The sequence below is a fragment of the Burkholderia sp. GbtcB21 genome (assembly GCF_019091065.1).
GTDB classification, from domain to species: Bacteria; Pseudomonadota; Gammaproteobacteria; order Burkholderiales; family Burkholderiaceae; genus Burkholderia; species Burkholderia pyrrocinia_C.
The window spans coordinates 70,886-93,644 of the sequence record NZ_JAGXKA010000008.1; the positions used below are offsets into that span (position 1 = coordinate 70,886).

The window sequence follows — 22,759 nt, forward strand, 5'->3', positions numbered from 1 at the left end:
AGCCGGCGACCGTTTCCGGCTCGCGGTATGCGGCGGGAGCGGCCATCATGGCGAGCACGAGATGCTTTTGCCGTGTCGCGCGCGAGGTCGCGCGGCATGGTTTCGACAGCTTTGAACGGGGCCCGGTGCGAATGGGACCTGCGTAAGCGCCGAAGCGCCGCCCCGGGGCAACCTAATTGACAGACAGGAGTGACACGATGAAAACGAAAGCCGCGATTGCATGGAAGGCGGGTGCACCGCTGACGATCGAGGAAGTCGATCTCGAAGGGCCGCGCGCAGGCGAAGTGCTGATCGAAGTGAAGGCGACGGGCATCTGCCACACCGACTACTACACGCTGTCGGGTGCCGATCCGGAAGGGATCTTCCCGGCGATCCTCGGCCATGAAGGCGCGGGCGTGGTGGTCGACGTCGGCCCTGGCGTCGGCACCGTCAGGAAGGGCGACCACGTGATTCCGCTCTACACGCCGGAATGCCGCGAGTGCAAGTTCTGCCTGTCGCGCAAGACCAACCTGTGCCAGAAGATCCGCGCGACGCAGGGCAAGGGCCTGATGCCCGACGCGACGTCGCGCTTCTCGCTCGACGGCAAGCCGCTGTTCCACTACATGGGCACGTCGACGTTCTCGAACTACATCGTCGTGCCGGAAATCGCAGTCGCGAAGGTGCGCGAGGACGCGCCGTTCGACAAGATCTGCTACATCGGCTGCGGCGTGACGACGGGCGTCGGCGCGGTCGTCTACTCGGCGAAGGTCGAGGCCGGTGCGAACGTCGTCGTGTTCGGCCTCGGCGGGATCGGCCTGAACGTGATCCAGGGCGCGAAGATGGTCGGCGCGGACAAGATCATCGGCGTCGACATCAACCCGAAGCGCGTCGAGCTCGCGAAGAAGTTCGGGATGACGCACTTCATCAACCCGAACGAAGTCGAGAACGTCGTCGACCACATCGTGCAGCTGACCGACGGCGGCGCCGACTACTCGTTCGAATGCGTCGGCAACGTGAAGCTGATGCGCCAGGCGCTCGAGTGCACGCACAAGGGCTGGGGCCAGTCGTTCATCATCGGCGTGGCCGCGGCGGGCGAGGAAATCAGCACGCGTCCGTTCCAGCTCGTGACGGGCCGCGAGTGGAAGGGCTCGGCGTTCGGCGGCGCGCGCGGCCGCACCGACGTGCCGAAGATCGTCGACTGGTACATGGAAGGCAAGATCAACATCGACGACCTGATCACGCACACGCTGCCGCTCGAGCGGATCAACGAAGGCTTCGACCTGATGAAGCAGGGCGAGTCGATCCGCTCGGTCGTGCTGTACTGACCGGGAGCGCACCGTCATGCTCGAACTCGTTTCCTCGCATGCGTGCCACGGCGGCGAGCAGCGCTTCTACCGCCACGATTCGACGGCGATCGGCCTGCCGATGAAGTTCTCGGTGTACCTGCCGCCGCAGGCCGCGCACGGCCGCGTGCCGGCGCTGTTCTACCTCGCGGGGCTGACCTGCACCGACGAGACGTTCGCGATCAAGGCCGGCGCGCAGCAATACGCGGCGCAGCACGGCATCGCGCTCGTGATGCCCGACACGAGCCCGCGCGGCGCGGGCGTGCCGGGCGAGACCGATGCGTGGGACTTCGGCGTCGGCGCGGGTTTCTACGTCGATGCGACCGAGGCGCCGTGGTCCACGCATTACCGGATGGAGTCGTACGTGACGGGCGAGCTGCGCGAACTCGTCGCGGCCGAGCTGCCGATCGACGGCGCGCGGCTCGGGATCTTCGGCCACTCGATGGGCGGGCACGGCGCGCTGACGCTCGCGCTGCGTCATCCCGGCCTGTACCGGTCGGTGTCGGCGTTCGCGCCGATCGCCGCGCCGACACGCTGCCCGTGGGGCGAGAAGGCATTCTCGGGTTATCTCGGCGACGATCGCGACGCGTGGAACGCGCACGACGCGAGCGAGCTCGTCGCGCGCGCCGATGCGCCGAAGTTCGCGGACGGCATCCTGGTCGACCAGGGCCTCGCCGATCAATTCCTCGCGAACCAGCTGAACCCCGACGTGTTCGAAGCCGCGTGCGCGAAGGCCGGCCAGCCGCTGACGCTGCGCCGCCATCCGGGCTACGACCACGGGTACTACTTCATCTCGACGTTCATCGCCGATCACATTGGGCATCACGCGCGCGTGCTCGCCCGATGAGCGGAGTCAGGTAACGCACGCATCGCCGCAAGCGATTGCGGGCGCATAAAAAACGCCGGCGCTGCCCTCGGGCACGCCGGCGTTTTCTTTGGCATTGAGCAGCGATCAGTGGCGCCGCAACAGGCTCGCGCCGTACACGAGCGCCGACAGCGCGGTGATCCAGAAGCTCGTCGGCCAGTCGGTGTGATATGCAAGCGTGATGCCGGCCCACGCCTCGAACAGCGCGAACAGCGCGGCGAGCAGCACGCCCGTCGACAGCCGCGTCGACACGTTCTGCGCGGCCGCGGCCGGCCCGACCAGCAGCGTGAACACGAGCAGCACGCCGACGATCTGCGTCGCGGCGGCCACCGCGAGCGCGCACACTGCGAGGAACAGCATCGACACCGTGCGCAGCGACACGCCCTTGGCTTCGGCCAGTTCGGGCTGCAGCGACGCGAACAGCAGCGGCCGCGCGATCAGCGCGAGCGCGATCAGGCTCACCGCGCCGATGCCGGCCAGCACCGCGAGCGTGTCGTGGTTGACCGCGAGCACGTTGCCGAACAGCAGCGCGGTCACCTGCGTCGCGAACGACGTATAGAAATGCAGGAACAGCAGGCCGAAGCCGAGCGCGCCCGACAGGATCACGCCGATCGCGACGTCGCGGCCCGCGAGCCGTTCGCCGAGCGCGCCCATCCCGATCCCGGCCGCGAGCGTGAAGCCGACCATCCCCCAGATCGGCGAGATGCCGAGCAGCACCGCGCCCGTCGCGCCGGTGAAGCCGACGTGCGACAGCGCATGGCCGGCGAAGGTCTGCCCGCGCAGCACCAGGAAGTAGCCGACGATGCCCGCGAGCACCGCGACGATGCCCGACGCCGCGAAGGCATTGATCATGAAGTCGTATTCAAACATCGTGCGAATGCCCGGGATGAGCGTGTCCGTGGTGGTGATGGCCGTGGCCGCCGCCGTGCGAGTGGCCGTCGTCGTCCTCGTGTTCGTGGTCGTGCTTCTCGATCTCGACGTCGCCCGACATCACGAAGATCTTGCCGTTCACGCGCATCACGTCGATCGGCGATCCGTAGAGGCGCGACAGCACGGGCTTCGTGATCACCTCGTCGACGGTGCCGAGCGCCGCGACGCCGTTGCCGAGATACAGCACGCGGTCGAGCGCGTTCAGCAGCGGATTCAGTTCGTGCGCGGAGAACAGCACGGTGATGCCGAGCTCGCGCTGCACGTTGCGCACGAGTTCGACCACGCCGCGCTGGTGGTTCGGGTCGAGGCTGATCAGCGGTTCGTCGAGCAGCAGCAGCTTCGGGCTGCCGAGCAGGCACTGCGCGAGCAGCAGGCGCTGCCGCTCGCCGCCCGACAGCTCCGACAGCGGTCGGCGCGCGAGCGTCGGGCCGCCGACGAGGTCGAGCACGCGGTCGACGTCGCGGCGCGTCGCCGCGTTGGTGTGCGGCAGCCCCCAGCGATGGCCGTCGGCGGCCATCGCGACGAAGTCGTAGCCGCGCATCCGGCGGTTCGCGAGGCCGCTCCTGATCTGCGGCATGTAGCCGATCGACGCGTTGCCGCGCACGACCGGCACGCCGCCGACCGATAGCGTGCCGGCCGAGACGGGCACGAGGCCGAGCACCGCGCGCATCAGCGTCGTCTTGCCCGCGCCGTTCGGCCCGAGCACGCCGACGAATTCGCCGGGTTCGATCGAGAAGCTGACGTCGCGCAGGATCGTGCGTCCGCCCAGTTCGAGCGTGACGCGATCGACTGCGAGTGCGTGGGGAGTGGCGGTCATGTCGTTGCAGTCGCTTATTTCTTGCCGGCCGAAAGCGCGCTGGAGAGCGCATCGAGCTGGCCGGCCATCCATTGCTGGAAGGTCTTGCCGGCAGGCTGCGTCTCGGTGACGCTGACGGCCGGCACGCCGCCGTCGCGCGCGATCTTCAGCATGCGCTTGGTCATCGGCGCTTCGGCCTGGCTGTTGTAGATCAGTACGCGCACCTGCTTCTTGCGCAGGTCGTTCTCGAACGCCGCGACGTCCTGCGCGCTCGCCTCGGTGTCGTTCATCGTCGCGAGCTGGAAGCGCTGGTTGCGCATGTCGAGCCCGATCGCGTCGGACATGTAGCCGAACACGGGCTCGGTGGCCGTCACCGGCACGCCCTTGTACTGCGCGCGCAGCGCGGCGACCTTGTCGTCGACGGGCTTCAGCGACGCGACGAACTTCTGCAGGTTCGCGTCGTAGTCGGCCTTGTTCGCCGGGTCGGCGCGGCCGAACTCGGCCGCGATCGCGCGCGCGGCGGCCGGCATCGTCGCCGGGTCGTACCACAGGTGCGGGTTGTCGCCGGCCTTCTTGCCGACGAGATCGGCGACGACGATCGTCGCGCGCTTCGCCTGCTTCGATGCGCCGAGCAGCTTGCCCATCCACGGATCGTAGTCGGCGCCGTTGTAGATCACGACCTGCGCGTGCTGGAGCGCGCGGGCGGTCTTCGGGCTGGCTTCGAACAGGTGCGGATCCTGGTCGGGATTGCTGAGGATGCTCGTGACCGCGACGTGGCGGCCGCCGATCTGCGCCGCGACATCGCCGTAGAAATTCTCGGCGGCGACGACGTTGACGGTCGCGGCCTGCGCGAACGCGGGCGCCGCGAGCGACAGCGCGGCGGCAGCGGCGGCAAGCCAGCGGACAGGCGACAGGGCGCGCCGCGGCGCGCGCTTCAAGGCAATGGACATGAAACTCCTCGTTGGAAAGGCGGCGCATGCGCCGCGCGATGCGGCGTCAGCGTTGTACGGGCTTGCGCTTGCAGTGCCCGCACAGGCCGCTCAGCTCGACGACCTGGTGGTGGACTTCGAAACCGTGCGCGGGCTCGCTCGCGGACAACTGCTTCGCGAGGTCGCCGCCGGGAATCTCGACGGTGTCGCCGCACGAATCGCAGATCAGGAACTGGCCTTCATGCGGCACGCCGATCTCGCAGCACGCGAAGAACGCGTTCTTCGATTCGATCCGGTGGATGAAGCCGTGCTCGACGAGGAAATCCAGCGCGCGATAGACGGTCGTGGGCGGCACGCGGCCGCGCTGCGGTTCGAGCTCGGCGAGCAGGTCGTACGCGCCGATCGGGCGCTGCGCGGCCAGCACGCGTTCGTAGACCTGGCGGCGCAGCGGCGTCCACGCGAGCCCGTGCTCGGCGGCGAATGCGTCGGCCCGGGACAGCCGGGCGTCAATGGACGATGAGGTAGCCATGGCGTGAAGCAGGCAGGGGAAACAGAGTACGGCGATGATATAACGTATCGCCGCGCCGTGCAGCGCGAATTCGCCGTTCCGTCCACGCTCCGTCCCCTTCATCGCCGATCCGGCCGCACCGCACCGCACCGCGCGCGCCGCGCCTTGCCGGGCGTGCGCTGCGGGCCGGTGCGATGCGCCGTTGTGCCGCAGCGCGTCATAGAAAGCCGTCGCGTTGCCTTGACAGCGCGAATCGCGTATCCGATCATTCGATCAACAACAGAGCAATTGATCGGTCGGCGAGCGTTCGCTCACCTCGCGACCGTCGTACAGCAGAACGAACCGGAGACAACCAGTGAGACTGGAAGACAAGGTCGCGATCCTGACGGGCGCCGCAAGCGGCATCGGCGAGGCGGTCGCGCAACGCTATCTGGACGAGGGCGCGCGCTGCGTGCTCGTCGACGTGAAGCCGGCAGGCGGCTCGCTTGCGCGGCTCATCGAAGCGAACCCCGGCCGCGCGGTGGCCGTCACCGCGGACGTCACGCGCCGCGACGACATCGAGCGGATCGTCGCCACCGCCGTCGAGCGCTTCGGCGGCGTCGACATCCTGTTCAACAACGCGGCGCTGTTCGACATGCGCCCGATCCTCGACGAATCCTGGGACGTGTTCGACCGGCTGTTCGCGGTCAACGTGAAAGGGCTGTTCTTCCTGATGCAGGCCGTCGCGCAGCGGATGGTCGAGCAGGGCCGCGGCGGCAAGATCGTCAACATGTCGTCGCAGGCCGGCCGTCGCGGCGAGGCACTCGTTTCGCACTACTGCGCGACCAAGGCGGCGGTGATCAGCTATACGCAGTCGGCCGCGCTCGCGCTCGCGCCGCACCGGATCAACGTGAACGGGATCGCGCCGGGTGTCGTCGATACGCCGATGTGGGAGCAGGTCGACGCGCTGTTCGCGCGCTACGAGAACCGGCCGCTCGGCGAGAAGAAGCGGCTGGTGGGCGAAGCCGTGCCGCTCGGCCGCATGGGCGTGCCGGGCGACCTGACGGGCGCCGCGCTGTTCCTTGCGTCGGCCGACGCCGATTACATCACCGCCCAGACGCTGAACGTCGACGGCGGCAACTGGATGAGCTGACTTGACGTCCTCCGCCGCCTAAAGGCGGTGGATTCCCACACTTGGCGATGCACGTCCGCATCGGAGAATGTTCAGCGCAGCGTTGGTATCACGATCATGCTCGACACCACAGTCACTGCAGGCCCACTCTCTTACTCGCAGTCCCGCGATACCTTTCGGCCGCGTCGTGCTGTCTTTCGACCCGCACGCCGAACAGGACTGGGTAGAACCGCTTTCGTCCACTTCTTCGAACGTGGCTCCGTGCGCGATCGCTTTATAACGGAGCATGTTTCTGAAAGACGACCAGGATGCGTCGTAGACGCTCTTCGCCATCCTGGTTCTGGCGAGTTTGACGGCAGAGACATTGCCGACCGCGATGTAATCGAACCGCCGCACCAGATCGAGTGCGAGCTTGTGCTGGGAATCGGCGCGGGCATTCGCAACCTTGGCGTGCAGCTTCGCGATATGTCGTTTGTGCTTTCGCGCCCGTTGCGCTTTCGCGAGCTTCTCGGCCGCGCGCCGGCCGAACCGGTCGTTAGGCAGTTTCTCGCCGGTCGAAAGTGTGGCGAAGTCTTTCAGGCCGAGATCGATACCGACGCCGGAACGAATCGGGCGCGCTTGAACATCTGGCATTTCGATCACGATGTTGAGAAACCAGTTGCCCCGCGCATCCTGCGCGAAGTTGGTTCCATCCTTGATCTTGCCTTCGGGAAGCGGCCGACTGTTGAACACGCGGAAGGTGTTGCCGGCGAAACGGAACGCGTCGCCTTCACGCTTCAGGTCGCGCCCTTTCAACGGTACCCATCCGAGCGTTCTCTTGCCGCGATAGCGCAGGTAAGGGCGTCGGTGCTGGCTACGGGATTGTGCGTACTGCAAGCAAGTTGCGTTGATCGTGCCGGAGTGAATGCCAAGCTCCTTGCTGCTGCCGCTCGTCAGTCCATTCAGGTCGAAACCTGTTGGCCACTTCTTGCTCCACATGAGCGCGTGTTTCTGTGTGTCATTGCAGAAGTTCCAGACGTAGTTCACCGCACGACTCTGCTTGTTAAGCAGCCCGTTGAGCGACTTCACCCGGTAGCGGTAGACAAGGATCATGCCAATGATCCTACCCCCTGGACGAAGCGGCCTGTCAAGCGCATACCGTTCCTTCTCGCCGCCGATAATGGTTTGTCGGAGCAACGGATGAAGTGGCATTCATGTTCGCTTGGATGGCCGCTGCCACAGGCTGCGGCCCTTTGCACGCCGGTCTCGGGAGGGCACGCCTGATGGCCGAGATCGTCGTCGCCGGCGAGCTGCTCGCCGAATTCGTCGCCGCCGAGCGCGGCCAGGGCTTCGATACGCCGGGCCTGTTCGCCGGACCGTTCCCGAGCGGCGCGCCCGCGATCTTTGCCGATCAGGCAGCACGGCTCGGCGCGCGCGTCGCGTATGCGGGCTGCGTCGGTCGCGACGCGTTCGGCGACGCGATCGTCGCGCGGCTCGAACGCGACGGCGTCGATGTCGCGCGCATCCGCCGCGTCGCGCGCCCGACCGGCACCGCGTTCGTCGCGTATCGCGACGACGGCTCGCGCAGCTTCGTCTTCAGTCTTTCCACCAGCGCTGCCGCGTGTGTCGATGCATCCGACGTCGATACGGCGATGTTCGACGGCTGCCGCTACTTCCACGTGATGGGCTCGTCGCTGACGAGCGAATCGGCGATCGCGGCGGTCCAGCGCGGCGTGATCGAGGCCGCGCGCGCCGGCGCGAAGGTGTCGTTCGATCCGAACGTGCGCCCCGAGATGCTGAGCTTCCGCCCGATGCGCGCGGCGCTCGACGAGATGCTCGCCGCCTGCCACCTGTTCCTGCCGAGCGAGGCCGACCTGCCGTTCTTCTGCGGGCCGCAGCCGGCCGAGCGCGCGATCGCGGGCCTGCTCGCGACGCATCCGCTGCTCGAGCGCGTCGTGCTGAAGCGCGGCGCCGCGGGCAGCGTCGCGTTCGACCGCGCGAGCCGTGCCGAAGCGCCGGCGTTTCCGGTCGATGAAATCGACCCGACCGGCGCCGGCGACTGCTTCGGCGGCACGCTGGTCGCGAGCCTCGTCGCGGGCATGTCGATCGAGGTCGCGCTGCGCCGCGCGAACGCGGCAGGCGCGATCGCGGTCACGCGGCGCGGCCCGATGGAAGGCAACAGCAGCGCGGCCGAGATCGACCGTTTCCTGACCGAACGAGGTGTGGCATGTCCGGCCTGACGACCATCGCCGAACGCCCGCGCATCGCGCACGCGGATGCCGTGCTGCGGATGATCTTCGACGCGAACCGTGCGGACGCGCAGCGCGGCATCTATTCGATCTGCAGCGCGCACCGGCTGGTGCTGGAGGCCGCGTGCGAAGCCGCGCGCGCGGACGGCTCGCCGCTGTTGATCGAGGCGACCTGCAACCAGGTGAACCATCTCGGCGGCTATACGGGCATGACGCCCGCCGATTTCCGCCGCGACGTCGATGCGATCGCCGCGCGCTGCGGGCTCGCTCCGTCGGCGCTCGTGCTCGGCGGCGACCATCTCGGTCCGAACCCGTGGCGGCACCGCCGCGCGGCCGACGCGATGCGCGAGGCCAGTGCGATGGTCGCCGCGTATGTCGAAGCCGGTTTCGAAAAGATCCACCTCGACGCGAGCATGGCGTGCGCGGACGATCCGGCGCGGCTCGACGACCGCACGATCGCCGCCCGCGCGGCCGAGCTGTGCCGCGTGGCGGAAGACGCGGCGTCGCGCGCCGGTGTCGCGCCCGTCTACGTGATCGGCACCGAGGTGCCGACGCCGGGCGGCGAAGTCAGCGGCAATCCGGGCGATGCGAACGGCGCGGCGATCGCTCGGATCGCGGTTACGCGCAGCGACAGCATCGCGGCGACGCTCGACGCGCACCGCCGCGCGTTCGCGGCGGCCGGGCTCGACGACGCGTGGACGCGCGTCGTCGCGATCGTCGCGCAGCCGGGCGTCGACTTCGACGATCGCCACGTGCTCGACTACGACAGCGCCAAGGCAGCGTCGCTCGGCGCGAGTATCCTGCATACACCGCGCCTCGTGTTCGAGGCGCATTCGACCGATTACCAGACCGAGGGCGCGCTCGCCGCGCTCGTGCGCGACCACTTCGCGGTGCTGAAGGTCGGCCCCGCGCTGACGTTCGCGCTGCGCGAGGCGCTGTTCGCATTGACGTTCATCGAGGATGCGCTGATCGACGACGTCGCGCAGCGCTCGCGGCTGCGCGACGTCGTCGACGCCGCGATGCGCGCGCAGCCCGAGCACTGGGCGCCGTACTACCGCGGCGACGAAACCGAGCAGCGGCTCGCGCGCCAGTTCAGCTACAGCGACCGGATTCGCTACTACTGGCTGCAGCCGGCCGTCGCGGCTGCGGTCGAGCAGCTGTTCGGCAACCTCGCGCGGCAGCCGGTGCCCGAGACGCTCGTCGCGCAGTGGCTGCCGGATGTCTACGCGGCGTGCCGCGCGGGCGGGCTCGCGAAGGAGCCGCGCGCGTGGGTGCGCCACCGGATACGCGACGTGATCGCGCACTATGCGCGCGCGTGCGGAATGCAGCGGCCGGCGTGACGGGCCGCGAAGGAAACGCAAGACCGACGACACATCGAACAATCACAGGAGACATGCCATGCAACGAAAGATGCTCGACGCCGCCGCACGCTGCTTCGCCGGAGCCGCGCTCGCGACGGCCGCCTGCGCCGCGTCCGCCGGCACGCTGACGATCGCGACGCTGAACAACCCCGACATGATCGAGCTGAAGAAGCTGTCGCCGGCGTTCGAGAAGGCGAACCCCGACATCAAGCTGAACTGGGTGATCCTCGAGGAAAACGTGCTGCGCCAGCGCGCGACGACCGACATCACGACCGGCAGCGGCCAGTTCGACGTGATGGCGATCGGCACCTACGAGACGCCGCAGTGGGGCAAGCGCGGCTGGCTCGCGCCGATCACGGGCCTGCCCGCCGACTACGATCTGAACGACATCGTGAAGACCGCGCGCGACAGCCTGTCGTACAACGGCCAGCTGTATGCGCTGCCGTTCTACGTCGAAAGCTCGATGACGTTCTACCGCAAGGACCTGTTCGCGGCGAAGGGGCTGAAGATGCCCGACCAGCCGACCTACGACCAGATCGCCGAGTTCGCGGACAAGCTCACCGACAAGTCGAAGGGCACCTACGGGATCTGCCTGCGCGGCAAGGCCGGCTGGGGCGAGAACATGGCGTTCGTGTCGACGGTCGTGAACACGTTCGGCGGGCGCTGGTTCGACGAGAACTGGAACGCGCAGCTCACGTCGCCCGAATGGAAGAAGGCGATCACGTTCTACGTGAACCTGCTGAAGAAGGACGGGCCGCCGGGAGCGAGCTCGAACGGCTTCAACGAGAACCTGACGCTGACCGCATCGGGCAAGTGCGCGATGTGGATCGACGCGACGGTCGCGGCCGGGATGCTCTATAACAAGCAGCAGTCGCAGGTGGCCGACAAGATCGGCTTCGCGGCCGCGCCGGTCGCCGCCACGCCGAAGGGCTCGCACTGGCTGTGGGCGTGGGCGCTGGCCGTGCCGAAGACATCGAAGCAGCAGGACGCCGCGCGCAAGTTCATCGCGTGGGCGACGTCGAAGCAGTACATCGAGATGGTCGGCAAGGACGAGGGCTGGGCGTCGGTGCCGCCGGGCACGCGCGCGTCGACCTATCAGCGCCCCGAGTACAAGGCCGCCGCGCCGTTCTCGGACTTCGTGCTGAAGGCGATCGAGACGGCCGACCCGAACGATCCGTCGCTGAAGAAGGTGCCGTACACGGGCGTGCAGTACGTCGGGATTCCTGAATTCCAGTCGTTCGGCACGGTGGTCGGCCAGTCGATCGCGGGCGCGGTTGCAGGGCAGATGACGGTCGACCAGGCGCTCGCCGCCGGGCAGGCCGCCGCCGACCGCGCGGTACGGCAGGCCGGCTACAAGAAGTAACGCGCAAGCAGTCGCGTGGCCCGCGCCGTGCGCCGTCGCGCGCGGTGCGGGCCGGCGAAGCCGAAAGGCGGGCAGGCCGTTCGCGCCCGCGCATCAACCGGAGGGACTCCGATCATGCGTCACCTGCGTCTTCCCCTGAGCCACGCGCCGTCGGTCGGCGACGCGTCGTTGCCGCCGGGCGCGCCGCGCCGCGCGCGCGGCGGCGCGAGCTGGCTCGTCTCGCCGTCCGTCGCGGTGCTGCTGCTGTGGATGTCGATTCCGCTCGCGATGACGATCTGGTATTCGTTCTCGCGCTACAACCTGCTGAACCCGGACGTGAAGGGTTTCGCGGGGCTCGACAACTACCGCTTCCTCGCGACCGATCCGTCGTTCCTGCCCGCGATCTGGCACACGCTCGTGCTGATCGGCGCGGTGCTCGCGATCACGGTGATCGGCGGCGTGCTGATGTCCGTGCTGTTCGACCGCAAGTTCTACGGGCAGGGCGTGGCACGCCTGCTCGCGATCGCGCCGTTCTTCGTGATGCCGACGGTATCCGCGCTGATCTGGAAGAACATGATCCTGCACCCGGTGTACGGGCTCGTCGCGAACGCGATGCGCGCGTTCGGGATGACGCCGATCGACTGGTTCGCCGATTACCCGCTCACCGCGGTGATCATCATCGTCGCGTGGCAGTGGCTGCCGTTCGCGTTCCTGATCCTGTTCACCGCGATCCAGTCGCTCGACCAGGAACAGAAGGAAGCCGCGCGCATCGACGGCGCGGGCCCGATCGCGATGTTCTTCTACATCACGCTGCCGCACCTGAAGCGCGCGATCGCCGTGGTCGTGATGATGGAGACGATCTTCCTGCTGTCGATCTTCGCGGAGATCTACACGACGACCGGCGGCGGCCCCGGCGACGCGACGACCAACCTGTCGTACCTGATCTACGCGCTCGGTCTGCAGCAGTTCGACGTCGGCCTCGCGTCCGCGGGCGGCATCATCGCCGTCGTGGTCGCGAACGTCGTGTCGTTCTTCCTCGTGCGGATGCTCGCGCGCAACCTGAAGGGGGAATACGAAAAATGAGCGACCTGACCTTCGAAGGCCGGCGCGTGCCGGCCGTGTTCGACCTGGTGCGGCGCGCGCTGCCCGGCGCGCTCGCGTGGCTGATCGCGCTGCTGCTGTTCTTCCCGATCTTCTGGATGGCGATCACCGCGTTCAAGACCGAGCAGCAGGCATACGCATCGGCGCTGTTCTTCATGCCGACGCTCGACAGCTTCCGCGAGGTGTTCGCGCGCAGCAACTACTTCTCGTTCGCGTGGAATTCGGTGCTGATCTCGGCGGGCGTCACGGTGATCTCGCTGCTGTTCGCGGTGCCGGCCGCGTATGCGATGGCGTTCTTCCCGAACCGCCGCACGCAGAAGGTGCTGCTGTGGATGCTGTCGACGAAGATGATGCCGTCGGTCGGCGTGCTCGTGCCGATCTACCTGCTGTGGAAGAACGCTGGGCTGCTCGACACGGTGTCGGGCCTCGTGATCGTCTACACGCTGATCAACCTGCCGATCGCGGTGTGGATGACCTTCACGTACTTCAACGAGATCCCGAAGGACATCCTGGAAGCCGGGCGCATCGACGGCGCGTCGACGTGGCAGGAGATCGTCTACCTGCTGATGCCGATGGCGCTGCCGGGGCTTGCGTCGACCGCGCTGCTGCTCGTAATCCTGTCGTGGAACGAGGCGTTCTGGAGCATCAACCTGTCGAGCTCGAACGCGGCGCCGCTGACCGTGTTCATCGCGTCGTACTCGAGCCCCGAGGGGCTGTTCTGGGCGAAGCTGTCCGCGGCGTCGCTGCTCGCGGTCGCGCCGATCCTGATCGTCGGCTGGCTGTCGCAGAAGCAGCTCGTGCGCGGGCTCACGTTCGGGGCGGTCAAGTGAGCGCGGCCGGCCAAGGTGCGAACGTGCTGATCTGCGATTGCGACGGCGTGCTGATCGACAGCGAGGCCGTCGCCGCCGACGTGATCGTGCGCGAGCTCGACATGCGCTGGCCGGGTGTCGATGCGCGGCCGGCCGTGATGCCGCTGCTCGGGCTGCGCATCGAGCGCGTGCTGGCGGGTGCGGGCGACGCCGTCGGACGCACGCTGTCGGCCGGCGACGTCGACGCGATCCGCCGTGCGGTCGAGGCGGCGGCCGTCAATGCGCCGATGGTCGACGGCATCGACGCGGCGCTCGGCGCGATTCAGTTGACGACGGCCTGCGCGAGCAACAGCTACCGCGCATACGTCGAGGCGGCGCTTGCGCGCACGGGCCTCGCGCGCTTCTTCGGCGAACGGCTGTTCTGCGCGGATTCGGTCGCGCGGCCGAAGCCGGCGCCGGACGTGTATCTCGCGGCCGCGCGCACGCTCGGCGTCGCGCCCGCGCAGTGCCTGGTCGTCGAGGACAGCGCGACCGGCATCACCGCGGCGGCCGCGGCCGGCATGACCGTACTCGGCTTCGTCGGCGGCGGGCATGCGTCGGCCGCGCAGATCGACGCGCTTCGCGGGATCGGCGCGCGTCACGTATTCGACGACATGCACGAGCTGCCCGGCTACGTCGCGCGCTGGCAGGCGACGGGCGCGGTGCTGCCGAACTAGCAACGATTACGCGCCGCATGCGTGAATGCGGCGCATCACGAACGAACGGAGACAGATCATGGCAAGCGTGCTCCTGCGCAATATCGCGAAGCGCTACGACGAAACCGAAGTGCTGCGCAACGTGAACCTCGACATCGCCGACGGCGAATTCGTCGTGTTCGTCGGCCCGAGCGGCTGCGGCAAATCCACGCTGATGCGGATGATCGCGGGCCTCGAGGATATTTCGAGCGGCGACCTGCTGATCGACGGCGCGAAGGTCAACGACGTGCCGAGCGCGAAGCGCGGCATCGCGATGGTGTTCCAGTCGTATGCGCTGTACCCGCACATGACGCTGTACGACAACATGGCGTTCGGCCTCAAGCTCGCGGGTGCGAAGAAGCCCGAGATCGACCAGGCCGTAAAGCAGGCCGCGAAGATCCTGCACATCGATCACCTGCTCGACCGCAAGCCGAAGCAGCTGTCGGGCGGCCAGCGGCAGCGCGTCGCGATCGGCCGCGCGATCACGCGCAAGCCGAAGGTGTTCCTGTTCGACGAGCCGCTGTCGAACCTCGACGCCGCGCTGCGCGTGAAGATGCGGCTGGAGTTCGCGCGGCTGCACGACGAGCTGAAGACGACGATGATCTACGTGACGCACGACCAGGTCGAGGCGATGACGCTCGCCGACAAGATCGTCGTGCTGTCGGGCGGCGCGGTGCAGCAGGTCGGCACGCCGAACGAGCTGTATCACGCGCCGGCGAACCAGTTCGTCGCGGGCTTCATCGGTTCGCCGAAGATGAACTTCCTGAAAGGCACGGTCGAATCGGTCGACGCGGGCGGCGTGCTCGTGCGTTTCGACAGCGGCGAGACTCAGTACGTCGCGGTCGAAGCGGCCGGGCTGCAGCGCGGTGCCGCGGTGACGGTCGGCGTGCGGCCCGAGCATCTGCTGGTGGGCACGGCGGCCACGGGCGTCGCCGCGCGGACGATGGCCGTCGAGTCGCTCGGCGATGCCGCGTATCTGTACGCGGAGTCGGCGGTCGCGCCGGACGGGCTGATCGCGCGGATTCCGCCGCTCGATACGTATCGCACCGGCGAGGCGCTGCACGTACACGCGCAGGCCGAGCACTGCCATCTGTTCGACGAGCACGGGCAGGCGTTCCGCCGGCTCGGCGTGCACGCGAAGGCCGCGTGACGGCCGGGATCGGTCAGAAGCGCAGGTTTGCGGCCATGAAGTCGACGAACGCGCGCAGCTTCGGCGTCGGATGTCGGCCCGACGGCCACAGCACGTAGATCGGCGTGCAACTCGCGACGTGTTCGTCGAGCACCGCGCACAGCGTGCCGTCGTCGAGCGCGCCGCGCACGAAGAACTCGGGCAGGCACGCGATGCCGAGCCCGCGCAGCGTGAAGCACAGGCGCGCTTCCGCGCTGTTGCTGACCATCGAGACGGGCACGTCGGGCGGCGTGCCCGAGCGCGGCACGCGCAGCGGCCAGGTTTCGAGCTTGCCGCTGCTCGGAAAGCGGTAGTGCAGGCAGCGGTGCAGCGCGAGATCGGCCGGTGTGCGCGGCGTGCCGTGCCGGGCGAGGTAGTCGGGCGACGCGACGAGGTGCTGGCGGAAATGGCGGAGCAGCCGCGACGACAGCCGTGAATCCGACGGCTGGCCGGTGCGCAGCACCGCGTCGAACCCTTCCTCGACGACGTCGACGAGCCGGTCGCTGAAATCGATATCGAGTTCGATCTCCGGATACTCGGCCATGAAATCGGCGAGCACCGGCAGCAGCAGCGTGCCGATCGTCGGCAGGCTCACGCGCAGGCGTCCGCGCGGCGCTTCGGCACTGTGCGTCAGTTCCTGCTCGGCTGCTTCGATCTCGGCGATCACGCGCCGGCACCGTTCGAGAAAGCGCGTGCCTTCGGCCGTCAGCGTGATGCTGCGCGTGCTGCGGTGAAACAGCCGCACGTTCAGGCGCGCCTCGAGCCGCGCGATGCGCTTGCCGATCGCCGACGCCGACAGCCCGAGCGCGCGGCCGGCCGCGACGAAGCTGCGCGTTTCCGCGACCTGAACGAACACGACGAAACCGCCGAGATTTTCCATGCAAGTTCCCGATTGCGGACGCCAGCGTCCGGATTGTCCGGAACTCTAACCCGGTTTTTCTTCTTGCGTCGGCTCCCTACGATGAACGTTCGTTCACTGTTGAGAGGTCACGCCATGTCATCCCTGCCTGTCACCGCATCCCGTGCCGAACCGGACGCCGCGCTGCGCCGCCGGCTCGACGACGCGCTCGATCGCGCGCTCGCCGACGAGCGCATCGTCGGCGCGGTCGTGCTGGTCGCGTGCGACGGCGAGCTGCGCTATGCGCGCGCCGCCGGGCTCGCCGATCGCGAAGCCGGTACGCCGATGCGGGAAGACGCGCTGTTCCGGCTCGCATCGGTCACGAAGCCGGTCGTGACGGCCGCCGCGATGCGGCTGGTCGCGGCGGGGCGCATCGCGCTCGACGAACCCGTCGCGCGCTGGTTGCCCGAATTCCGCCCGGCGCTGCCCGACGGCGCACCCGCCGCGATCACGTTGCGTCATCTGCTGTCGCATACGGCCGGCCTCGGCTACCGCTTCCTCGAAGCCGACGGCGACGGCCCGTATGCGCGTGCCGGCGTGTCCGACGGGATGGACCGCGCGGGCATTTCGCTCGCCGAGAACGTGCGGCGCATCGCAAGCGTGCCGCTGCGGTTCGCGCCCGGCACGTCGTGGGACTATTCGCTCGCGACCGACGTGGTTGGCGCGCTGATCGAGGCGGTCGACGGCCGGCCGCTCGCCGATGCGGTAGCCGCGCTCGTCACGACGCCGCTCGGGATGACCGACACCGCGTTCGTCGCGCACGACGCCGCGCGCGTCGCGACGCCATACGTGAGCACGACGGGCGCGCCGCGCCGGATGGCGGACACCGATCTCGTGCCTGTGTACGACGGCACGATCGGCATCCGCTTCGAACCGGCGCGCGTGTTCGATCGCGCTGCGTGGCCGTCGGGCGGCGCGGGGATGGTCGGCACCGCGCGCGATTGCGTGACGCTGCTCGACGTGCTGCGCACCGGCCGCGACGGCTGGCTCGAGCGCGCATGGATCGACGAGATGGCGCGCATCCAGCCGGGCGCGCACGAACTGCAGGATGCGCCGGGTTTCGGCTTCGGGCTCGGCTTTTCGGTGCTGCACGATCCGGTGGCCGCGCAGGCGCCGGAGTCGGTCGGCACGTGGCGGTGGGGCGGCGCGTACGGGCATGCGTGGTTCGTCGACCGCGCGGCCGGGCTGACGGTCGTCGCACTGACCAATACGCTGTACGAGGGCATGCACGGGCGGATCGTGACCGACGTACGCGATGCGGTCTACGGTGTCGATATCGGGAGCGCGGCATGAGCGACTGCACGTCGATCGACGACGAGGTTTCCGTCGGGCCGGTGCAGGCGCGTGAGCGCCTGCCGGTCGCGAACCTGCTGGCGCTCGCGACGGCCGCCTTCATCACGATCCTCACCGAGGCATTGCCGGCCGGCCTGTTGCCGCTGATGAGCGCCGACCTGCGCGTGCCCGACGCGCTGATCGGCCAGCTCGTGACCGTGTATGCGCTCGGCTCGATCGTCGCGGCGATACCGCTCGTCGCCGCGACTCGCGCGATGCGCCGGCGCCGCCTGCTGCTTGCGGCGCTGGCCGGCTTCGTCGTGTCGAATGCGCTGACCGCCGCATCGCCGTACTACGCGCTCACGCTCGCTGCGCGCTTCGTCGCGGGCATGTCGGCCGGCCTGCTGTGGGCGCTGCTGGCAGGTTATGCGAGCCGGATGGTCGACGCGTCGCTGCGCGGCCGCGCGATCGCGGTCGCGATGCTCGGCGCGCCGGTCGCGATGTCGATCGGCATTCCGGCCGGCGCCGCGCTGGGCGCGGCGCTCGGCTGGCGCGTCGCGTTCGCGTTGATCACGCTCGCGGCGCTCGCGCTGATCGGCTGGATCCGCTGGCGCGTGCCCGATTACCCGGGGCAGCAGGCCGGCGCGCGCGAACCGGTGCTCGGCGTGATGACGCTGCCCGGCGTGCGGCCGGTGCTGACCGTGATGTTCGCGTACGTGCTTGCGCACAACATGCTGTACACGTACGTCGCGCCGTTTCTCGCGGGCGTGCGGATGGGCGCGCAGGTCGATGTGGCGCTGCTGGTGTTCGGCATCGCGTCGCTGGTCGGCATCGCGCTGACGGGCGCGTGGATCGGTGCCGCGCAACGGCGCCTGACACTCGCCAGTATCGCGCTGTTCGCGCTCGCGGCGGCGATGCTCGGCGCCGGCTCGGGGATGGCGATCGTCTATGCGGGCGTCGCGCTGTGGGGGCTCGCGTTCGGCGGCGCGCCGACGCTGTTCCAGACGGCTGCCGCGAACGCGGCGGGGGAGTCGGCCGACATCGCGCAGTCGATGCTCGTGACGGTGTGGAATCTCGCGATCGCCGGTGGCGGCATCGCGGGCGGGATGCTGCTCGGCGCAACCGGCGCCGGCGCGATTCCGTGGGTGCTCGTGGCGTTGCTGGCGGCCGCGTGGATCGGCGCGTGGCGCGCGCGCCGGCATGCGTTTCCGGCGCCGCGGGCCGCGTGAGCGTCCGGCTGCGGCGTCAGTCTGCGTTCGCGTCGAGCGCCGCCCGCGCGCACGTCTCGTCGGTGACGAGCCCCGACACCCAGCCGCCGCGCAGCGCGGCGATCACCGCGTCGCGTTTCTTCGGGCCGCCCGCGAACGCGATCGTCGGGCGTTTCGGCGGCGCGGCGAGCGACACGCTCGTCACGCGCGCGCTGGTCGACACGTCGATCATCTTGCCGTGCGCGTCGATCGGCATACCGAGCAGTTCCGCCACCGCGCCGAGCGAGGTCATCTCGTCGCGCTCCTGTTCGGTGATGAAGCCGTCTTCGTACAGCGGGCAGTGCGGGCCGGTGTTGCCGATCCCGACGAACGCGACGTCGGCCTTGCCCGACAGCGCCTCGACGATCCGGTACAGCCGGTGGTTGCACCACTGCGCGCGCTCGGCCGCGCTGTCGGCGAACAGCGGCGCGGGCAGCAGGAAGTGCTTGCTGCCGGTTTTCTCGGAGATGTACTGCGCGACGTCGTAGCGGTTCGACGAGCCGTCGGCCGCGATCGCGCCGACCATCGACACGAGCCGGTGCTGCGGGCGGTCGATCTGCGCGATCTGCGCGACCGCGGCCTTCAGCGTCCGGCCGCTGCTGACGGCGATCACCATCGGCCGCGTCTCGCCCAGGTAGCGCTCCATCACCTGCGCGCCGGCGACCGCGAGCTTGCGGTCGATCGCTTCGGGCGCATCGGCATCGACGGGCACGACTTCGCACATCGCAAGGCCGTAGCGTTTCGACAACTGCGCGCCGAGATCGAGGCAGTCGGCGAGCTGGTGGTCGACGCGCACGCGGATCAGGTTCTTCTCGACCGCGAACGCGACGAGGCGCTGCGCGACCGGGCGCGACACCTGCAGCTTTTCGGCGATTTCGTTCTGCGTGTCGCCCGCGACGTAATAGAGCCACGCGGCACGCGTGGCGAGATCGAGTTTTTCTGAGGACTTGGACACGATAGCGATTCGGTTCGGAGCTGGGGGGCCGCCCGCGGACCGGCCGGCGGGCCGCGCGACGGCATCCACTGTACCGTATGTCGTGCGCGCGGCCGACGGCCGCAAGCGCGCCGCGGCGGCGCTTACGCGAGCCGCGTGCGCGACGGTTCGTACAGCGGCCGCACGTGGCGGTACAGCGCGCGGAACGCGTCGAGGCGTTCGCGCAGCAACGCATGGCGGGCCGCGTCCGGCGCGTATTCGGCGCGCACCGGCGGCTTGGTCAGCACCGTCTGCGGATCGCCGCCGACGGCCAGCCAGCCGAGCCGCGCAGCGCCGAGCGCCGCGCCCGTTTCGCCGCCGCCGATCTGGCGCGTGCGCACGTTCAGCGCATCGGCGATCAGTTGCGCCCAGAACGCGCTGCGCGCGCCGCCGCCGATCAGCGACAGCTGGTCGGTTTCGACGCCGGCCGCATGCAGCGCGTCGAGGCCGTCGGCGAGGCCGAGCGTCACGCCTTCGAGCACCGCGTAGCCGAGATGCGCGCGTTCGGTTGCATGCGTCATCCCGAAGAACACGCCTTGCGCATACGGATCGTTGTGCGGCGTCCGTTCGCCGGACAGGTAGGGCAGGAACAGCGGCGCCGTCGCAAGCGCGTCGGCGTCGAGCGCCTCGACTTCGGCGAGCAGCGCGGGCTCGTCGGTGCCCGTCAGCTTGCAGACCCAGCGCAGGCAGCTCGCGGCCGACAGCACGACGCTCATCAATTGCCAGCGATCGGGAATCGCATGGCAGAACGCATGCACGGCCGACGCGGGATTCGGCATGAAGCGGTCGCCGACCACGCTCAGCACGCCCGACGTGCCGAGCGACACGAAGCCGTCGCCCGCGTGGATCGCGCCGATGCCGAGCGCGCTCGTCGCGTTGTCGCCGCCGCCGCCGGCCACCACGACGGCCTCCGACAGCCCGAGCTCGCGCGCGACATCGGCGCGCAGCGTGCCGGACGGCGCGTTGCCTTCGACGATGCGCGGCATCTGGTCGCGCGTCATCCCGCATGCGGCGAGCAGTGCGTCGGACCAGTCGCGCCGCGCGACGTCGAGCCACAGCGTGCCGGCCGCGTCCGACGGATCGGACACCTTCGCGCCGGTCAGCCGGAACCGCAGGTAGTCCTTCGGCATCAGCACGCACGCGGTCGCCGCGAACACGTCGGGTTCGTGCTTCGCTACCCAAAGCAGTTTCGGCGCGGTGAAACCCGGCATCGCGAGATTGCCGGCGAGGGCGTGGAGATCGGGCGCGCGTTCGGTGAGCAGCGCGCATTCGTCGGCGCTGCGCATGTCGTTCCACAGGATCGCGGGGCGCAGCACGCGGTCGTCGCGGCCGAGCAGCACGGCGCCGTGCATCTGGCCCGACAGGCCGATGCCGCGCACCTGCGCGAACGCTTGCGGATGCCGTTCGCGCAGCGCCGCGAGCGCGGCGAGCGTGCCTTGCCACCAGTCGTCCGGATGCTGTTCGGCCCAGCGCGGATGCGGCCGCGACACGGTGAACGGCGAGCCGGCGGCGCCGACGACCGCACCGTCCGGGGCGAGCAGCAGCACCTTCACTTCCGAGGTGCCGAGGTCGATGCCGAGATACATGAGCGATCCGTTCCGTCAGAGAGGAGCCGCTACTTTAGCCGTGCCGCACGGCATGTGCCAAGCGGGTTTGCCCGGCCGCGCGGCCGGGCGCCGGCTGTCGCTCGTCAGCGCTGCGCGAGCCATGCGTCGACGCGGGCGAGCGCGGCGCGCAGCGCCTCGAACAGCGCCGCATTGCCGGCGAGCGAGCCCCACAGCGGGCGGCTCGCGCACAGCGCGGCGACGGGATCGTCGGCTTCCGGATGGCCGGCCCCGACGATCGCCCGTGCGGCGGCTTCGTCCATCACGCCGTCCTGGTACGCGTACGGCAGCGTGCCGCGCGCCCAGCGTTCGAGAAAGCGCAGGAACAGTGCGGGCAGCACGGCGGTGGCGACCGGCGCCGCGCCGCGCGCGAACGATTCGACGAGCGTCGGCGCGATGAAGCCGGGGATCTTCGAGAAGCCGTCGGCCGCGACGCGCTGGTTCGTGTCGAGCACGTACGGGTTGCCGAAGCGTTCGAGCACGACGTCGCGATAGCGCGCGAGATCGAGCGGGCTCGGGGTCAGGCAAGGGATTACGTCCTGCGTCACGTAGTCGTGCGCGAAGCGGCGGATCGCCGCGTCGTGCGTGCCTTCGTGGATATACGTGTAGCCCGCGAGCGTGCCGGCCCACGCGATGCAGCTGTGCGTCGCGTTGAGGATGCGGATCTTCGCTTCCTCGTACGGGTGCACGTCGTCGACGAGCTCCGCGCCGGCCAGCTCCCAGCGCGGCCGGCCGGCCGCGAAGCGGTCCTCGATCACCCACTGGATGAACGATTCGCCCATCACCGGGCAAGCGTCGTCGATGCCGGTCGCCGCCAGCACGCGTTCGCGCACGTCGGCGGTCGGGCGCGGCGTGATGCGGTCGACCATCGCGCTCGGCGTCGCGACGTTCGCGTCGAACCACGCGAGCAGGTCGACTGCGCCGCGCCGTTCGAGAAATTCGCGCATGCCGGCGCGAAAGCGCGCGCCGTTGTTGCGCAGGTTGTCGCAACTTTGCAGCGTGAGCGGGCCCGCACCGCGCTGCATGCGTTCGGCGAGCAGCGCCGCGAGCGCGCCGTACAGCGTCGTGCGCGCGCCCTGCAGGTCGGCCGCGAGATCGGCGTTCGCGACGTCGAGCCGGTTGTGTTCGTCGAGGTAGTAGCCGCCTTCGGTGACGGTGAACGACACGATCCGGCAGGCCGGATCGGCGCCGGCGTCGATCAGCGCGGCGAGGTCGATCGACCAGGGCAGCACGCGCGTGATCGCGCGGATCGTCTCGTACGCGCGCTCGCCTTGCGGCGTGACGGTTTCGAGCGTGTATTCGCCGTGCTGCGCGGCGAGCGCGTCCATCGTCGCGCGCATGTCGTCGCGGATGTTGCCGACGGTCAGCGACCAGCGTTCGTCGGCCGGCACGGCCGCGTTCACGCGATGCAGATACCACGCTTGGTGCGCGCGGTGAAACGAGCCTGCGCCGATGTGCAGCAGCACGGGCGCGCGGGCGGAGGGCGATTCGCTCATCCGGTGTCTCCTGTTCGTGCCAGTCTTTCCTGTCGACTAGATCATTTGCTCTTCGTGTGAGCGAA

General features: G+C 69.2%; 21 protein-coding genes. 12 read left to right on the forward strand and 9 right to left on the reverse strand.

Annotated elements, in window-relative coordinates:
- The first annotated feature begins 197 nt into the window (after positions 1-197).
- Entirely contained in the window at positions 198-1,304 is a 1,107-nt protein-coding gene (locus tag KVT39_RS19240; RefSeq protein WP_034178897.1) for an S-(hydroxymethyl)glutathione dehydrogenase/class III alcohol dehydrogenase, read from the forward strand.
- Positions 1,305-1,320: 16 nt separating this feature from the next.
- Positions 1,321-2,169, forward strand: coding sequence for an S-formylglutathione hydrolase (fghA, locus tag KVT39_RS19245; protein ID WP_217589997.1), 849 nt, complete (start codon positions 1,321-1,323; stop codon positions 2,167-2,169).
- 105 nt (positions 2,170-2,274) lie between these two features.
- Here fghA and KVT39_RS19250 read toward each other — a convergent pair whose 3' ends face one another.
- Genes KVT39_RS19250 through KVT39_RS19265 form a run of 4 tightly spaced genes read right to left on the reverse strand, consistent with a single transcriptional unit; the run spans position 2,275 to position 5,371 of the window.
- Complete coding sequence (locus tag KVT39_RS19250; protein ID WP_034178895.1) at positions 2,275-3,057, reverse strand: metal ABC transporter permease; 783 nt, start codon at positions 3,055-3,057, stop codon at positions 2,275-2,277.
- Entirely contained in the window at positions 3,050-3,934 is an 885-nt protein-coding gene (locus KVT39_RS19255) for an ABC transporter ATP-binding protein (RefSeq protein WP_034178894.1), read from the reverse strand. The genes KVT39_RS19250 and KVT39_RS19255 overlap by 8 nt, the downstream gene beginning before the upstream one ends.
- Before the next feature lie 14 nt (positions 3,935-3,948).
- Positions 3,949-4,863 (reverse strand): metal ABC transporter solute-binding protein, encoded by a 915-nt coding sequence (locus KVT39_RS19260; protein ID WP_217589998.1) that lies wholly within the window; start codon positions 4,861-4,863, stop codon positions 3,949-3,951.
- Between the two features lie 46 nt (positions 4,864-4,909).
- Complete coding sequence (locus KVT39_RS19265; RefSeq protein WP_212107441.1) at positions 4,910-5,371, reverse strand: Fur family transcriptional regulator; 462 nt, start codon at positions 5,369-5,371, stop codon at positions 4,910-4,912.
- A gap of 334 nt (positions 5,372-5,705) precedes the next feature.
- On the opposite strand from KVT39_RS19265, the gene KVT39_RS19270 reads away from it, so the two are divergent.
- Entirely contained in the window at positions 5,706-6,482 is a 777-nt protein-coding gene (locus KVT39_RS19270) for an L-iditol 2-dehydrogenase (protein ID WP_034178892.1), read from the forward strand.
- A gap of 18 nt (positions 6,483-6,500) precedes the next feature.
- On the opposite strand, the gene KVT39_RS19275 is transcribed toward KVT39_RS19270, so the two are convergent.
- Positions 6,501-7,553 (reverse strand): RNA-guided endonuclease TnpB family protein, encoded by a 1,053-nt coding sequence (locus tag KVT39_RS19275; RefSeq protein ID WP_034178891.1) that lies wholly within the window; start codon positions 7,551-7,553, stop codon positions 6,501-6,503.
- A 170-nt stretch (positions 7,554-7,723) separates the two neighbouring features.
- On the opposite strand from KVT39_RS19275, the gene KVT39_RS19280 reads away from it, so the two are divergent.
- The 7 genes from KVT39_RS19280 (at position 7,724) to KVT39_RS19310 (ending at position 15,186) form a co-directional block, all read left to right on the forward strand.
- Positions 7,724-8,680 (forward strand): sugar kinase, encoded by a 957-nt coding sequence (locus KVT39_RS19280; protein ID WP_034178890.1) that lies wholly within the window; start codon positions 7,724-7,726, stop codon positions 8,678-8,680.
- Positions 8,668-10,029 carry a D-tagatose-bisphosphate aldolase, class II, non-catalytic subunit gene (locus KVT39_RS19285; RefSeq protein WP_217589999.1) on the forward strand — a complete coding sequence of 454 codons (1,362 nt, stop codon included), beginning with the start codon at positions 8,668-8,670 and terminating at the stop codon, positions 10,027-10,029. The genes KVT39_RS19280 and KVT39_RS19285 overlap by 13 nt, the downstream gene beginning before the upstream one ends.
- 58 nt (positions 10,030-10,087) lie before the next feature.
- Complete coding sequence (locus KVT39_RS19290) at positions 10,088-11,413, forward strand: sugar ABC transporter substrate-binding protein (RefSeq protein ID WP_034178888.1); 1,326 nt, start codon at positions 10,088-10,090, stop codon at positions 11,411-11,413.
- 114 nt (positions 11,414-11,527) lie between these two features.
- Positions 11,528-12,475 (forward strand): carbohydrate ABC transporter permease, encoded by a 948-nt coding sequence (locus KVT39_RS19295; protein ID WP_175748916.1) that lies wholly within the window; start codon positions 11,528-11,530, stop codon positions 12,473-12,475.
- The gene (locus KVT39_RS19300) at positions 12,472-13,323 is read left to right on the forward strand and encodes a carbohydrate ABC transporter permease (protein WP_034178886.1); all 852 of its coding nucleotides are present in this window, start codon (positions 12,472-12,474) and stop codon (positions 13,321-13,323) included. Before KVT39_RS19295 ends, KVT39_RS19300 begins: the two co-directional genes overlap by 4 nt.
- Entirely contained in the window at positions 13,320-14,018 is a 699-nt protein-coding gene (locus KVT39_RS19305) for an HAD family phosphatase (protein ID WP_034178885.1), read from the forward strand. Before KVT39_RS19300 ends, KVT39_RS19305 begins: the two co-directional genes overlap by 4 nt.
- A gap of 58 nt (positions 14,019-14,076) precedes the next feature.
- Positions 14,077-15,186 (forward strand): ABC transporter ATP-binding protein, encoded by a 1,110-nt coding sequence (locus KVT39_RS19310; protein WP_034179413.1) that lies wholly within the window; start codon positions 14,077-14,079, stop codon positions 15,184-15,186.
- Between the two features lie 13 nt (positions 15,187-15,199).
- Here KVT39_RS19310 and KVT39_RS19315 read toward each other — a convergent pair whose 3' ends face one another.
- Entirely contained in the window at positions 15,200-16,084 is an 885-nt protein-coding gene (locus KVT39_RS19315) for a LysR family transcriptional regulator (protein WP_034178884.1), read from the reverse strand.
- A gap of 114 nt (positions 16,085-16,198) precedes the next feature.
- Between KVT39_RS19315 and KVT39_RS19320 the strand changes: the two genes are divergently transcribed.
- Complete coding sequence (locus KVT39_RS19320; protein WP_217590000.1) at positions 16,199-17,395, forward strand: serine hydrolase; 1,197 nt, start codon at positions 16,199-16,201, stop codon at positions 17,393-17,395.
- Positions 17,392-18,603, forward strand: coding sequence for an MFS transporter (locus KVT39_RS19325; protein WP_217590001.1), 1,212 nt, complete (start codon positions 17,392-17,394; stop codon positions 18,601-18,603). The genes KVT39_RS19320 and KVT39_RS19325 overlap by 4 nt, the downstream gene beginning before the upstream one ends.
- A 16-nt stretch (positions 18,604-18,619) precedes the next feature.
- Here KVT39_RS19325 and KVT39_RS19330 read toward each other — a convergent pair whose 3' ends face one another.
- The 3 genes from KVT39_RS19330 to dalD form a co-directional block, all read right to left on the reverse strand.
- Positions 18,620-19,576 carry a sugar-binding transcriptional regulator gene (locus KVT39_RS19330; RefSeq protein ID WP_034178881.1) on the reverse strand — a complete coding sequence of 319 codons (957 nt, stop codon included), beginning with the start codon at positions 19,574-19,576 and terminating at the stop codon, positions 18,620-18,622.
- A 122-nt stretch (positions 19,577-19,698) separates the two neighbouring features.
- Positions 19,699-21,180, reverse strand: a complete 1,482-nt coding sequence (gene xylB, locus KVT39_RS19335) for a xylulokinase (RefSeq protein ID WP_217590002.1) — start codon at positions 21,178-21,180, stop codon at positions 19,699-19,701.
- A gap of 104 nt (positions 21,181-21,284) precedes the next feature.
- Positions 21,285-22,694: a D-arabinitol 4-dehydrogenase gene (gene dalD, locus KVT39_RS19340; RefSeq protein WP_217590003.1), complete on the reverse strand. Its 1,410-nt coding sequence runs from the start codon at positions 22,692-22,694 to the stop codon at positions 21,285-21,287.
- Between the last annotated feature and the right edge of the window lie 65 nt (positions 22,695-22,759).

What these genes read in the sequence shown, in the direction of transcription:
- KVT39_RS19240 (WP_034178897.1), top strand. Translation starts at nt 198, where the DNA reads ATGAAAACGAAAGCCGCGATTGCATGGAAGGCGGGTGCACCGCTGACG.
- fghA (WP_217589997.1), top strand. Translation starts at nt 1,321, where the DNA reads ATGCTCGAACTCGTTTCCTCGCATGCGTGCCACGGCGGCGAGCAGCGC.
- KVT39_RS19250 (WP_034178895.1), bottom strand. Translation starts at nt 3,057, where the DNA reads ATGTTTGAATACGACTTCATGATCAATGCCTTCGCGGCGTCGGGCATC.
- KVT39_RS19255 (WP_034178894.1), bottom strand. Translation starts at nt 3,934, where the DNA reads ATGACCGCCACTCCCCACGCACTCGCAGTCGATCGCGTCACGCTCGAA.
- KVT39_RS19260 (WP_217589998.1), bottom strand. Translation starts at nt 4,863, where the DNA reads ATGTCCATTGCCTTGAAGCGCGCGCCGCGGCGCGCCCTGTCGCCTGTC.
- KVT39_RS19265 (WP_212107441.1), bottom strand. Translation starts at nt 5,371, where the DNA reads ATGGCTACCTCATCGTCCATTGACGCCCGGCTGTCCCGGGCCGACGCA.
- KVT39_RS19275 (WP_034178891.1), bottom strand. Translation starts at nt 7,553, where the DNA reads ATGATCCTTGTCTACCGCTACCGGGTGAAGTCGCTCAACGGGCTGCTT.
- KVT39_RS19280 (WP_034178890.1), top strand. Translation starts at nt 7,724, where the DNA reads ATGGCCGAGATCGTCGTCGCCGGCGAGCTGCTCGCCGAATTCGTCGCC.
- KVT39_RS19285 (WP_217589999.1), top strand. Translation starts at nt 8,668, where the DNA reads ATGTCCGGCCTGACGACCATCGCCGAACGCCCGCGCATCGCGCACGCG.
- KVT39_RS19290 (WP_034178888.1), top strand. Translation starts at nt 10,088, where the DNA reads ATGCAACGAAAGATGCTCGACGCCGCCGCACGCTGCTTCGCCGGAGCC.
- KVT39_RS19295 (WP_175748916.1), top strand. Translation starts at nt 11,528, where the DNA reads ATGCGTCACCTGCGTCTTCCCCTGAGCCACGCGCCGTCGGTCGGCGAC.
- KVT39_RS19300 (WP_034178886.1), top strand. Translation starts at nt 12,472, where the DNA reads ATGAGCGACCTGACCTTCGAAGGCCGGCGCGTGCCGGCCGTGTTCGAC.
- KVT39_RS19310 (WP_034179413.1), top strand. Translation starts at nt 14,077, where the DNA reads ATGGCAAGCGTGCTCCTGCGCAATATCGCGAAGCGCTACGACGAAACC.
- KVT39_RS19315 (WP_034178884.1), bottom strand. Translation starts at nt 16,084, where the DNA reads ATGGAAAATCTCGGCGGTTTCGTCGTGTTCGTTCAGGTCGCGGAAACG.
- KVT39_RS19320 (WP_217590000.1), top strand. Translation starts at nt 16,199, where the DNA reads ATGTCATCCCTGCCTGTCACCGCATCCCGTGCCGAACCGGACGCCGCG.
- KVT39_RS19325 (WP_217590001.1), top strand. Translation starts at nt 17,392, where the DNA reads ATGAGCGACTGCACGTCGATCGACGACGAGGTTTCCGTCGGGCCGGTG.
- xylB (WP_217590002.1), bottom strand. Translation starts at nt 21,180, where the DNA reads ATGTATCTCGGCATCGACCTCGGCACCTCGGAAGTGAAGGTGCTGCTG.
- dalD (WP_217590003.1), bottom strand. Translation starts at nt 22,694, where the DNA reads ATGAGCGAATCGCCCTCCGCCCGCGCGCCCGTGCTGCTGCACATCGGC.